This is a genomic window from Streptomyces sp. NPDC101776, from assembly GCF_044766845.1.
Lineage (GTDB): Bacteria > Actinomycetota > Actinomycetes > Streptomycetales > Streptomycetaceae > Streptomyces.
Window position 1 is genome coordinate 1,127,311 of record NZ_JBIWMV010000001.1, and the last position, 12,012, is coordinate 1,139,322.

A 12,012-nucleotide genomic window follows, 5' to 3' on the forward strand; every position below is an offset into this window, starting at 1 on the left:
TCCGTCTGACGGGGGCACGGAGGGCGCACAGGGGTGAAAAGTCACAGTTCCGGCCCGCCGGGCGTACCGGCCGACCGCCTACAACATTTCCCGGCGGCTTCGTCCCATGCGTCTCGTGACCTATCCGGAGCACGGTCCGTTCCATGTCGTGACACTGGCCCCGACCACCCCGAACAGGCGTCAGTGCGGGCGCAGTTCGCGGTCACCGGACGGGCGCGACCACCACGTCCCCTCGCCGTGCGTGAGCCCCGGCAGCGCCGTCTCCACGTCCCGCACCCGGCGCGCGGGCAGCTCGCCGGTGATCAGCCAGGTGCCGACGCCACCCGTCGTCCCCGTGAACTCGGCGCGGCAGGAGGCGAGATGGGCGGTCACCGGAGCGAGCGCGGCCGACGGGACCTCCGTCTCGAACGTGACGTACGGCTCGTACAGCCGCGTCCGTGCCCGCCGCAGCGCCCGGCGCAGCACGATCGGGGTGAGACCCCTGAAGTCGGCCGCCGTACTGAGCGGGCCGACGAACCCGGACCGGGTGAGCGTGACCCGGTAGTCCGTCACGGGCGCGCCGTGCAGCCCGCTGAGCAGGGTCGCGTGCACCGTGTCCTCGACGGCCTGGTGGAACGCGCGGGGGAGCGCGCCGAGTTCGGTCTCGTAGCCGAAGACCCCGCCCGAGCCGCGCCCCGCCGGTTCGACGCGCAGCCCGATCGTGGCCCAGTAACGGGTGCCGTCGTGCCACGGCCGCTCCTCCCAGGCCTCACCGGTCCCGGCCGGGCGCTCCAGGAACCGCACCCGGCTCGGCTCGAAGTCGGCCTCGACGCCGAAGTCCTGGACGAGGGTCGACGCGAGCACCTCCTTCTGGACCTCGCCGTACAGCAGCAGCACGGTCGCCCCGGAAGCGGCCGGCCGCGCGTGCAGCAGCGGGTCCTGGTCGGCCAGCGCCAGCAGCGCCGAGCGCAGCGCCGCGGCCTGCTCGGGCCGCCGCGACCGTACGACGGTCTCCAGCGTCGGCGGCGCGAACTGCGGTGCCCGCTCGGTGAGTTCGCCGAGCCGGTCGCCGACCCGGAGGTCCCTCGGACCGGTCAGCGCCGCGATGTTCCCGGCGGTGAGCGGGCCCGCGCGGCCGACCACATCGAGCCGTGTGACCCGCCCGGAGACCTCGACGGTCCGTCCGTCCGCCCCGTGGCGACGGAACGTGAGCCGCTGCTGCGGGGCCACCTCACCGTCGTAGAGCCGCAGATACGCCGTTCGTTCGCGGCCGGGGCCGGGGCGTACCGCGAAGACCGTGCCCCGAGGGGTGCCCGGGCCGGGTGGTGCGGGCGGGATCAACCGGACCAAGTTCTCGACGAGTTCGGGGATTCCCTGGCCGCCGAGGGCCGAGCCGAAGAGGAGGGGGTGGATCGAGCCGTCGGCGGTGCGGATGGCGAGGGACTTGCGGAGGTCGTCCGGGGTGGGGTGCGGGCCGTCGACCACCGCCGCGAGGACGGACGGGTCGACGTCGGCCAGGGCTTCGGCCAGGTCCGGGTCGTCGGGCGGGCGGGGGAGCACGCGGGCGTTCGGTGTGCCGAGGCCGGTCACGTCCGTCAACGGCACGACGTGCGGGGTCAGTCGACGCCGGATGTCCGCACACAGGTCGTCCGCGCGGGCGCCCGCGCGGTCGATCTTGTTGACGAAGACGAGCGTGGGCAGCCGGAGCCGCCGCAGGGTCCGCATCAGGATCCGCGTCTGCGCCTGGACACCCTCCACGGCGGACAGCAGCAGGACCGCGCCGTCGAGCACCTCCAGGGCGCGCTCCACCTCCGCGATGAAGTCCGAGTGGCCGGGGGTGTCGATCAGGTTGATCTGGGTGTCGCCGACGGTGAAGGCGGCGACGGCCGAGCGGATGGTGATCCCGCGCTGCCGCTCGATCGCGCCGTCGTCCGTACGGGTGTCACCCGCGTCGACGCTGCCGAGCCGGTCGATCGCGCCGTGGTCGAACAGCAGCCGCTCGGTGAGGCTGGTCTTACCGGCGTCGACGTGGGCCAGAATTCCGATGTTCAGGGTGTGCATGCGTGGTCGAGTCCTCAAGAACCGTCGTCCAGTGGGAAGGGCGGTGGATTCCGAGGAGTCGGCGCATGTGAGGGTTCCTGACGGGGAGAGGGCACGGACGCGGCCATCATGGCGCCCCTTGCCGGTGGGTCCGCAAGCGGTTTTCCGGGTCAGTAGCATGAGGCACGGCCGGGAATGATCATGCGAGGAGCCGTTCGTGCGAGACATCGCCGTGTTCAGCGGGAGTGCCCACCCCGAGTTGGCCAGGGAGGTCTGCGCGCATCTCGGTGTACCGCTCAGCCCGACCCGGGTCAGCCGGTTCGCCAACGACTGCCTGGAGGTACAGCTCCAGGCCAACTGCCGGGAACGGGACGTCTTCCTGATCCAGCCGCTCGTCAAACCGGTCCAGGAGAACCTGGTGGAGCTGCTGTTGATGTGCGACGCGGCGCGCGGCGCCTCCGCCGGGCGGATCACCGTCGTCATGCCGCACTACTCCTACGCCCGCTCCGACAAGAAGGACGCCCCGCGGATCTCGCTCGGCGGCCGGCTGGTCGCCGATCTGATGGTCGCGGCGGGCGCGAGCCGCGTCCTGGCCATGACCCTGCACTCGCCGCAGGTGCACGGCTTCTTCTCGGTACCGGTCGACCACCTGCACGCGCTGCGCGAACTCGCCGCGCACTTCCGGCAGTACGACCTCTCGCGCACCACCGTCGTCTCCCCGGACCTCGGCAACGCCAAGGAGGCCGCCGCGTTCGCCCGGCTCATCGGCGCCCAGGTCGCGGCCGGCGCCAAGCAGCGGTACGCGGACGACCGGGTCGTCATCAGCTCCGTCATCGGTGACATCGCCGACCGGGACGTCATCGTCCTGGACGACGAGATCGCCAAGGGCAGCACCGTCCTCGAACTCCTTGACCGGCTGAGGGAGTTGGGGCCCCGCTCGATCCGAGTGGCCTGTACCCACGGCCTGTTCGCGGCGGGCGCGCTGAAGCGGATCGGGGAGCAGCCCGACGTACTGGAGATCGTCTGCACCAACACGGTGCCGGTCCCCGAGGAGGAGCGCACCGAGAAGTTGCGCATCCTGTCCATCGCCCCGGCGCTCGCCGAGGCCGTGCGCCGCATTCACAACGGCGAGTCCGTCAGCGCCCTGTTCGACGCGCCGCCGAACGAATAGACATGAGGGGACGGAGCAACGCTCGGCAGCACCGAGGTGATCAGGAGGACTCGCCGTGGCGAAGGCGAAGTTCGAGCGGACGAAACCCCATGTGAACGTCGGCACCATCGGCCACATCGACCACGGCAAGACCACCCTCACGGCGGCCATCACGAAGGTGCTGCACGACCGGTTCCCCGACCTCAACCCCTTCACGCCGTTCGACCAGATCGACAAGGCGCCCGAGGAACGGCAGCGCGGCATCACCATCTCGATCGCCCATGTCGAGTACCAGACCGAACGCCGGCACTACGCGCACGTCGACTGCCCCGGCCACGCCGACTACATCAAGAACATGATCACCGGCGCCGCCCAGATGGACGGCGCGATCCTCGTCGTCGCGGCCACCGACGGACCCATGCCGCAGACCAAGGAACACGTCCTGCTGGCCCGGCAGGTCGGCGTGCCGTACATCGTCGTCGCCCTCAACAAGACGGACATGGTCGACGACGAGGAGATCCTGGAACTGGTCGAGCTGGAGGTGCGGGAGCTGCTCACCGAGTACGAGTTCCCCGGCGACGACCTCCCGGTGGTCAAGGTGTCCGCGCTCAGGGCGCTCGAAGGGGACCCGGAGTGGACCGCCTCGGTGCTCGAACTCCTGGACGCCGTCGACGAGTTCGTGCCCCAGCCGGTGCGGGACGTGGACCGGCCGTTCCTGCTGCCGATCGAGGACGTCTTCACCATCACCGGGCGCGGCACGGTCGTCACCGGCCGGATCGAACGCGGGGTGCTGAAGGTCAACAACGAGGTGGAGATCATCGGCATCCACCAGCAGAAGACCCGGACGACCGTCACCGGCATCGAGATGTTCCGCAAACTCCTCGACGAGGGCCGGGCCGGCGAGAACGTCGGACTGCTGCTGCGCGGCGTGAAGCGCGAGGACGTGGAGCGCGGCCAGGTCGTCATCAAGCCCGGATCGGTCACCCCGCACGTGGAGTTCGAGGCCCGCGCCTACATCCTGTCCAAGGACGAGGGCGGCCGGCACACACCCTTCTTCCACAACTACCGGCCGCAGTTCTACTTCCGCACCACGGACGTGACCGGTGTGGTGACCCTGCCGAAGGGCACCGAGATGGTCATGCCGGGCGACAACACGACCATGCATGTCGAGCTGATCCAACCCATCGCCATGGAGGAGGGGTTGAAGTTCGCGATCCGTGAGGGCGGGCGGACGGTGGGCGCCGGTCAGGTCACGAAGATCCTCAAGTAGCCCTTCCCGCAAGGGGGATGAGCGGCTCTTCCCGCGAGCGTCATAACGTGCCGGACGTGGCCTCGGGCTGCCCCAGGGCCGCGTCCAGTGTCGGCTGCGGAGGCAGCAGCCGGCCCAGTCCGGTGACCCGCAGGATGCGCAGCGTCAGCGGGTGGGTGCAGACGAGACGCAGCCGGCCCTCTCGCTCCAGCACCCGCTGCCGCGCCCGGTAGAGCAGCCGTAGCCCCGAGCAGTCGAAGAACTCGACCTGCCGGAGATCGATCACGATCCGCGCGCGGGGCAGCCCGGTCACCCGGTCCAGCCAGGGCAGGATCTCCATCGCCGCGGCGATGTCGATCTCCCCGCGGAACTCCAGGACCGTGAACCCACGCTCCCGGTGGATCCGCAGATGCCGGGTCAGCGGCGCGGGTTCCTGCTGCACGTCCACATCGCCTCCAACCGGCCCTCGGTGAAGCGGGGTTGAGCGTAGAAGCGCTCCCCGCCCTGCAAGTTACCCTCGATGGAGTGAATTTGAGCATGTTCGATTGACATATGTCTTCGAATCGAGCCAGAGCTTTCTGAGATGTTCCAGGTAGCACTACGACAGCGCGTGCCAGGCCTTGGAAAGTGCCTGACGGAACTGCTCGCTCTGGTGCGCTGTGAGCTCGCGCACCATCCGCTCCTCCAGCTCCCGCACCGGCGCCGCACACCCCGCCAGCAGCTCGCGCGCCTCGTCGGTCAGCAGGATCAGCAGCTCGCGTCGGTTGCGCGGATTGCGCTCCCGGCGGATCAGCCCGCGTCCCTCCAGTGAGCGCACCAGATCGGCGATGGACTGCGCGGTGACGAAGGAGTCCCGGGCCAGCTGGGCCGCCGACAGGCCGTCGTGTCGCTCCAGGACCGTGAGCGCGGTGTACTGGAGTGCGGTGATCCCGTACGGCTTGACCAGCTCGTCCAGGCGGGAGCGGACCACCAGCTCCACCTGCTTGACCATGTACAGCAGGGACGGGGGTGCCTTTGTCGCGTGGGCGCCAACCAGGGATTCAGCCATGGATTCACCCTAGAGCATTGACAGGAAACCTGTCTGTAATGAGACTGCGAACCAGACGAGAAACCAACAGGAATCCTGTTGGTTGAAATCTTGGCAACGATGCTGAGGAGTGGCGATGACCGCCTTCGAGATCGAACCCGGCCGCCTGTTCGTCGGGGGGCGGTGGTGCGAGGCCGCCGACGGAGCGCGCACCGAGGTGGTCGACCCGTCCCGGGGCCGGGTCCTCACCACGGTCGCCGAGGCGGGCCCCGGCGATGTGGACGCGGCCGTCCGCGCCGCCCGTGAGGCCTTCGACAGCGGCCGCTGGTCCGGTCTCAGCGGCCGCGAACGCGGCCGGATCCTGCACCGCGTCGCCGAGCTGATCCGCGAGAACGCCGACGAACTGGCCCACCTGGAGAGCCTCGACGTAGGCAAGCCCATCACCCTGTGCCACGCCGTCGACGTGACCAACGCGGCCAACGACTACGAGCACTACGCCGCCCTCGCCCACTCCCTGGACGGCGCCACCCGCGACACCCCGCTCAACGCCCTCGCCTACACCAAGCGCGAGCCGCTCGGCGTGGTGGCCGCGATCACGCCCTTCAACTTCCCGTTGATTCTGGCCGGTTCGAAACTCGCCCCCGCCCTCGCGGCCGGCAACACCGTGGTCCACAAGCCCGCCGACGAGACCCCGCTCAGCGCCCTCTACATGGCCGGACTGCTCCAGCGGGCCGGCGTCCCGGACGGTGTCGTCAACGTCGTCACCGGCGCGGGCCCGGTCGCGGGCGAGGCCCTGCTGCGGCACGCCGGCATCGACAAGATCGCCTTCACCGGCTCCACCGCCGTCGGCCGGCACGCCGCGAGCGTCGCGGGCGAGAACCTCAAGCCCGTCACCATGGAACTCGGCGGCAACGCGGCCCACCTCGTCTTCGAGGACGCCGACCTGGAGAAGGCCGTCGGCGCGGTCATCAAGGGCTTCGTGTTCAACACCGGCCAGTTCTGCATGGGCGGCCCCCGCCTGCTGGTCGCCCGCCCGGTCTACAGCACCCTCCTCAACATCCTCGCCGACGCCGTCCCCGGCGTACCGCTCGGCGACCCCCGGCTGCCCGAGACCGTCGTGGGCCCGATGGCGGGGGAGAAGCACCTGCGCAAGGTCGAGGAGTACGTCGACCTCGCCCGCAAGGAGGGCGCCCGCATCGTCTGCGGCGGCGAACGCCTCGACCTGGACGGCGGCTACTACTACAAGCCCACCGTCATCGCCGACCTCGCCAACGACTCCCGGGTGATCCAGGAGGAGATCTTCGGCCCGGTCCTCACCGTGCAGCCCTTCGACACCGAGGACGAGGCCGTCGAACTCGCCAACTCCACGCCCTACGGCCTGGCTTCGGGCATCCAGACCGGCAACCTCGGCCGCGCCCACCGCATCGCCGACCGGCTCCAGGCGGGCATCGTCTGGATCAACGACTGGGCGATGCTCGACCCAAACGTCCCCTTCGGCGGCGTCAAGGACTCCGGCTTCGGCCGCGAGTACGGCCCCGAGGGCCTCGCCGCGTACACCCGGACCAAGTCCGTCGTCGTCTCGCTCGACTGACCACGCCCACCTAGGAGTTCCTGCGATGTCCACCATCACGCGCGCGGCCGTCGTCGAGTCGGGCGGCGCACCCTTCACCCTCACCGACGTCGAGCTGACCGAGCCGGGCCCGCACGAGGCACTGGTCCGGGTCGTCGCAACCGGCCTGTGCCACACCGACCTCGGCGTGGCGAGCGGCGGACTGCCCTTTCCGCTCCCGGGAGTTCTCGGTCACGAGGGCGCCGGTGTCGTCGAGGAGGTCGGTTCGGCCGTCACCGGTGTCGTACCCGGCGACCATGTCGTGCTGTCCTTCACGTCCTGCGGCGACTGCCGCAACTGCCAAGGCGGGCACCCGGCTTACTGTGCGACCTGGCTGCCGCTGAACCTCATCGGCGGTCGCCGTGCCGACGGCAGCAGCACCATCAGCCGCGACGGCGAGTCCCTCGGCGGGCACTTCTTCGGTCAATCCTCGTTCGCCGAGCGGGCGTTGGTCGACGAGCGCAGCCTCGTGAAAGTCGACCCGGAGGTGCCTCTGGAGTCGATCGCCCCGCTGGGCTGCGGAGTTCAGACCGGGGTCGGCGCCGTCTGGAACGTCCTCAAGCCCCGGCTCGGTGACACGATCGTGGTGCTCGGTGCCGGAGCCGTCGGCCTCTCGGCGGTGATGGCCGCCGCGCTCACCCCGGCCACCCGGATCATCGCCGTCGACAAGGTCGCCGAACGCCTTTCCCTGGCAAAGGAGTTGGGCGCCACCCACACCGTCAACGCGACCGAGGCCGATCTCGGCGAGACCCTCGCGGTACTCACCGACGGACACGGCGCCGACGGCATCGTGGAGACCACCGGCAGTGTCGCGGTCCTCCGCCAGGGCGCCGACGCGCTCGCCGCCCGGGGCACCCTGGTCGTCGTAGGAGCACCGCCCTTCGGCAGCGAAGTCGCCCTGGACGTCAACGGGTTGATCCCCGGGAAGCGAATCGTGGGCCTCACCCTCGGCGACAGCGAGACGCAGAGCTTCATCCCCGCGCTCGTGCGGCTGGTGAAGGAGGGGCGGCTCCCGCTGCACCGCCTGATCAGTACCTATCCCTTCGCGGACATCGACCAGGCGGTGCGGGACATGAGCGCGGGCAAGGCGATCAAGCCGGTGCTCACCTTCTGACCCGCTTGTCTAGCCGACCGTCAGCACCAGCTTGCCCGCAGTGCGGCCGGTGGCGCCGAGCGCGTGTGCCTCGGCGGCATCGGCCAGCGGGAACGTCCCGGCGATCGTCGCGCGCAGCCTGCCCGCCTCGACCAGTTCCGCGACGGCCTCCATGTCCGCGCGGTCGGCGTCGACGAGCATGCGGACCGCCCGCACACCGAGCCGCTCGGCCTCCTCGTGGAAATCGTTCTTGCCGATCGGAATGATCGACACCACGACCCCGCCCGGCCGCAGCACGCGCAGCGACTTGAGCCCGGTCTCGCCGCCGAGCGTGTCCAGGACCACGTCGACGTCCTTCACGGCCTCGGCGAAGTCGGTCTCCCGGTAGTCGATCGCCTCGTCGACACCCAGCTCGCGCAGGAAGTCGTGCTTGGCCGCGCTCGCCGTACCGATGACGTACGCGCCGCGCGCCTTCGCGATCTGCACGGCCACGTGCCCGACCCCGCCGGCCGCCGCGTGGATCAACACCCTTTGCCCGGGCCGGACTTCGGCGTTCTCCACCAGGGCCTGCCAGGCGGTCAGCGAGACCAGGGGCAGCGCGCCCGCCTGGACGTGGTCGATCCCGGCGGGCTTGTGGACGAAGGCGCGGGCCGGGGCGGTGACGTACTCGGCGTGCGAGCCGTGGCCCCACGGGTACGACAGCATCCCGAAGACCTCGTCGCCGGGCTGGAGACGGGCGACACCGACGCCGACGGACTCGACGACGCCGGAGACGTCCCAGCCGAGGACGAAGGGGGGCTCGCCGAGGAATCCGCCGGTGGCCCGGTGCTTCCAGTCGGTGGGGTTGACCCCGGCGGCCCGTACCTTGATCAGGATCTCGTTGGCGCGCGGCGCGGGGCGTTCGACCTCGGCGACTTCGAGGACCTCGGGACCGCCGAGGGCGTGCTGCGTGATGACGCGCATGGTGTTCACAGTGCTCATGTTCATTGAGCCTGCCGGGTCCCGCCCGGCAAGAAAATGGCACGATGGCCAAGCTTCGATAGGATCGTGCCATGCAGCATGTGGAACGGGTCGTGGTCCTGGCGCTCGACGGCGTCTACCCCTTCGAGCTGGGCATCCCCAGCCGTATCCTCGGCGCGGCGGACGGCCACTACGAGGTGCTGACCTGCACGGTCGACGGCCGCCCGGTGCGCACCAACGCCGACTTCTCGGTCGCGGTGGAGCACGGGCCGGAGATCCTCGAAACGGCGGACACGGTCGTCGTCGCCTCCATGGCGACCCCGCGCATCCCGAAGGGACTGCCCGCCGAGATCGCCGCCGCCCTCGCCCGGATCCGCCCGGACGCCCGCATCGTCTCGATCTGTACGGCCGCCTTCGTGCTCGCCGCCGCCGGTCTCCTCGACGGGCGCCGCGCCACCACCCACTGGCAGGTCGTGGACCGCTTCCGGGCCCTGTATCCGCAGGTGGACCTGGACCCGGACGTGCTCTTCGTCCAGGACGGCCGGATCCTCACCTCCGCCGGCGCGGCCTCCGGAGTCGACATCTGCCTGCACATCGTGCGCACGGACCACGGCGGCGAACTCGCCAACGCGGTCGCCCGCAGTTGTGTCGTCCCGCCGTTCCGCGAGGGCGGGCAGGCCCAGTACATCCAGCAGCCGGTGCCGGACCGCGCGGTCACCAGCACGGCCGCCACCCGCGACTGGGCCCTGACCCGCCTCGACGAGTCCCTCGCCCTGGCCGATCTCGCCCGGCACGCCGGGATGAGCCTGCGCACCTTCGCCCGCCGCTTCCACGACGAGGTGGGCCTCAGCCCCGGCCGCTGGCTGATCCAGCAGCGGGTGGCCCGCGCCCGCGACCTCCTGGAGGCCAGCGACCTGTCGGTCGACCAGATCGCCGGCCGCGTCGGCTTCGCGACGGGCGCGTCCCTGCGCCAGCACCTGCACGCGGCGATCGGGGTCTCGCCGCAGGCCTACCGGCGTACGTTCCAGGAAGCCCGCTGAACCCCCAACGTTTCGGCCCGCCCGTGCGTCGTAGGAACGAGACGTGAGGGGGCAGTCATGCGCAGAGGGCTCGCAGGGGTCGCCGTACTGGTGGCCGTGACGGCGTGCGGTACCGAGGACGGGGGAGACACCGTGGTCGCGGGCACCGCGCCGGCCACGCCCTACGCCGGACCGCTGTATGTGCCGCCCACCGACTCCGACGAGTCGGGTGCCGCAGGCCGGGCGCTGGAGTGCGACGGCGCGATGTACGCGGGCGGCGACGCCGAGACATGGAGCAAGGGCGACGGCGGCGGCACGCCCGAGGGCGGCCTGCGGGCGTACTTCGACATCGAGCAGCCGGATGTGCCGCGCACGGGCTACCGCGTCGAGCGCAGGTCGGACGGGCGCGTGCTGTTCTCCTACGACGTCGACGGCCGCACGAAGGTCGCCGTCGTCGTCGCCAAGGACCGCAAGAACAGGCCGGGTTGGGGCCCGGAGACCAGCTCCTCCTGCGACCCGGCCGAACTCCCGGCGAGCTTCGCCGAGGCGCACGGATACGAGATCTGGACCGACAGGAATGGCAAGCGGGTGCCGACCACGGTGGTGAGCAGCTCGGTCGGGGCCGCGCACTGCGACTGGCAGAAGGCCCACTTCCTGCAGACCGGCGACGGCGAGAAGGGCAAGCTGTACGCCCGCGATCCGGACAACGTACTCCCGGCCGAGATGCTCACCGCCCCCTACGACGGCGACGTCTCCATGCCTGCGAGTGCTCGCGACACCGGATACCGCTACCAGGACCGGCAGTTGTGGCTGACGGCCGACGCGTCGAAGGCGTACGTTCGCACGCCGGACGGTGTGGAGGCCTGGCCTGCGGTGAAGGACGGTCAGGGCTGTCTGTGAGCCCCCGTCACCGGCTCATGTGCAGCGCGACCAGCAACTGCCATACCTGGTCGGCGATTTCCTCCGCCGTGCCTTCCAGCAGCCCGTGGAGCCAGTCGGCGAGGACCCCGCCGAAGGTCCCGGCGACGGCCGAGGCCACCAGCGGGGCGTCCGCCGCGCCCGCGAGTTCACGTTCACGGAGGCTGTAGGCGCGCAGGTCCCGGTGCAGGACCCGGCCGAGCGGGCCACCGCCGCCCGGGCTCAACAGGGCGCGGTACAGGGCCGCGTGGGGGAGCAGACCGGAGAAGAACTCCGACAGCGCGGGCGGCGCGTGCACCGGATCGGGCCGTCCGCGCCACGCGTGCAGTGCCTCCACCGCGTCCCGTACGACATCCGCGCAGGCGTCGACCGCAAGCGCTTCCAGGCCGTCGTAGTGGACGTAGAACGTGGCCCGGCCGACCCCCGCCCGCCGTACCAGGGCGGCCACGCCGATCTCCTCCAGGGGGTGTTCGGCGCACTCGTCGAGGAGTGCCTGGCGCAGCCGTGCCCGGGTGCGGGCGGTCCGCCGGTCCTCGGGCTCGGCGCGGCTCACCGGGCGATCAGGACGGCGGCCAGGGCCAGTGCGCCGGGCAGCGCCTGGGCGAACAGGATGCGCCGGTTCGCCGTCACCGTGCCGTAGACGCCCGCGATCACCACGCAGCTGAGGAAGAACACCTGGGCGCGGAAGCCGGTCGGGTCGGCGGCGATCAGGCCCCAGATCAGACCCGCGGCGAGGAAGCCGTTGTACAGCCCCTGGTTGGCGGCGAGCGGTGCGGTGGCTTTGGCCATCTCGGGGTCGAAGCCGTGCAGTCCGCGCCCCGGCTTCTTCTCCCACAGGAACATTTCCAGCACCAGGATGTAGAGGTGCAGCGCGGCCACCAGTCCGACCAGCACGTTCGCCAGCGTTTCCATGATCAGTCGACTCCTCGTCGTCTTGGACAGGTGTCCATCCTAACTGGACACCTGTC

The 12,012-nt window shown here is 70.8% G+C and carries 12 protein-coding genes; 6 read left to right on the top strand and 6 right to left on the bottom strand.

Annotated elements, in window-relative coordinates; translation table 11 throughout:
• Nucleotides 1–180: 180 nt before the first annotated feature.
• Nucleotides 181–2,040, bottom strand: coding sequence for a tetracycline resistance ribosomal protection protein Otr(A) (gene otr(A) / locus ACIRRY_RS04900; RefSeq protein ID WP_403967952.1), 1,860 nt, complete (start codon nt 2,038–2,040; stop codon nt 181–183).
• Between the two features lie 196 nt (nt 2,041–2,236).
• Here otr(A) and ACIRRY_RS04905 point away from each other — a divergent pair, with 196 nt between their 5' ends.
• Together ACIRRY_RS04905 and tuf are read left to right on the top strand one after the other, a co-directional pair.
• Nucleotides 2,237–3,190, top strand: a complete 954-nt coding sequence (locus ACIRRY_RS04905) for a ribose-phosphate diphosphokinase (protein WP_398995142.1) — start codon at nt 2,237–2,239, stop codon at nt 3,188–3,190.
• Nucleotides 3,191–3,245: 55 nt separating this feature from the next.
• A complete protein-coding gene (tuf, locus tag ACIRRY_RS04910) occupies nt 3,246–4,439 on the top strand; it encodes an elongation factor Tu (protein ID WP_403967954.1) in 1,194 nt (397 codons plus the stop codon).
• Nucleotides 4,440–4,479: 40 nt separating this feature from the next.
• Here the strand turns inward: tuf and ACIRRY_RS04915 are convergent, their stop codons facing one another.
• Nucleotides 4,480–4,860: an anti-sigma factor antagonist gene (locus ACIRRY_RS04915; protein ID WP_307781824.1), complete on the bottom strand. Its 381-nt coding sequence runs from the start codon at nt 4,858–4,860 to the stop codon at nt 4,480–4,482.
• Between the two features lie 156 nt (nt 4,861–5,016).
• On the bottom strand, nt 5,017–5,466 hold the full coding sequence (locus ACIRRY_RS04920) for a MarR family winged helix-turn-helix transcriptional regulator (RefSeq protein WP_403967957.1): 450 nt from the start codon (nt 5,464–5,466) through the stop codon (nt 5,017–5,019).
• 115 nt (nt 5,467–5,581) lie between these two features.
• Here ACIRRY_RS04920 and ACIRRY_RS04925 point away from each other — a divergent pair, with 115 nt between their 5' ends.
• Together ACIRRY_RS04925 and ACIRRY_RS04930 are read left to right on the top strand one after the other, a co-directional pair.
• Entirely contained in the window at nt 5,582–7,036 is a 1,455-nt protein-coding gene (locus ACIRRY_RS04925) for an aldehyde dehydrogenase family protein (protein WP_403967959.1), read from the top strand.
• A 25-nt stretch (nt 7,037–7,061) separates the two neighbouring features.
• A complete protein-coding gene (locus ACIRRY_RS04930) occupies nt 7,062–8,168 on the top strand; it encodes an NAD(P)-dependent alcohol dehydrogenase (protein ID WP_403967961.1) in 1,107 nt (368 codons plus the stop codon).
• 9 nt (nt 8,169–8,177) lie between these two features.
• Here ACIRRY_RS04930 and ACIRRY_RS04935 read toward each other — a convergent pair whose 3' ends face one another.
• Nucleotides 8,178–9,128, bottom strand: a complete 951-nt coding sequence (locus ACIRRY_RS04935) for an NADP-dependent oxidoreductase (protein ID WP_403967963.1) — start codon at nt 9,126–9,128, stop codon at nt 8,178–8,180.
• Between the two features lie 71 nt (nt 9,129–9,199).
• On the opposite strand from ACIRRY_RS04935, the gene ACIRRY_RS04940 reads away from it, so the two are divergent.
• Together ACIRRY_RS04940 and ACIRRY_RS04945 are read left to right on the top strand one after the other, a co-directional pair.
• A complete protein-coding gene (locus tag ACIRRY_RS04940; RefSeq protein WP_403967965.1) occupies nt 9,200–10,147 on the top strand; it encodes a GlxA family transcriptional regulator in 948 nt (315 codons plus the stop codon).
• Nucleotides 10,148–10,204: 57 nt separating this feature from the next.
• A complete protein-coding gene (locus ACIRRY_RS04945; RefSeq protein WP_403967967.1) occupies nt 10,205–11,026 on the top strand; it encodes a hypothetical protein in 822 nt (273 codons plus the stop codon).
• A gap of 7 nt (nt 11,027–11,033) precedes the next feature.
• Here ACIRRY_RS04945 and ACIRRY_RS04950 read toward each other — a convergent pair whose 3' ends face one another.
• Together ACIRRY_RS04950 and ACIRRY_RS04955 are read right to left on the bottom strand one after the other, a co-directional pair.
• The gene (locus ACIRRY_RS04950) at nt 11,034–11,597 is read right to left on the bottom strand and encodes a TetR/AcrR family transcriptional regulator (protein ID WP_403967969.1); all 564 of its coding nucleotides are present in this window, start codon (nt 11,595–11,597) and stop codon (nt 11,034–11,036) included.
• A complete protein-coding gene (locus ACIRRY_RS04955) occupies nt 11,594–11,956 on the bottom strand; it encodes a DUF1304 domain-containing protein (protein WP_403967971.1) in 363 nt (120 codons plus the stop codon). Before ACIRRY_RS04955 ends, ACIRRY_RS04950 begins: the two co-directional genes overlap by 4 nt.
• Between the last annotated feature and the right edge of the window lie 56 nt (nt 11,957–12,012).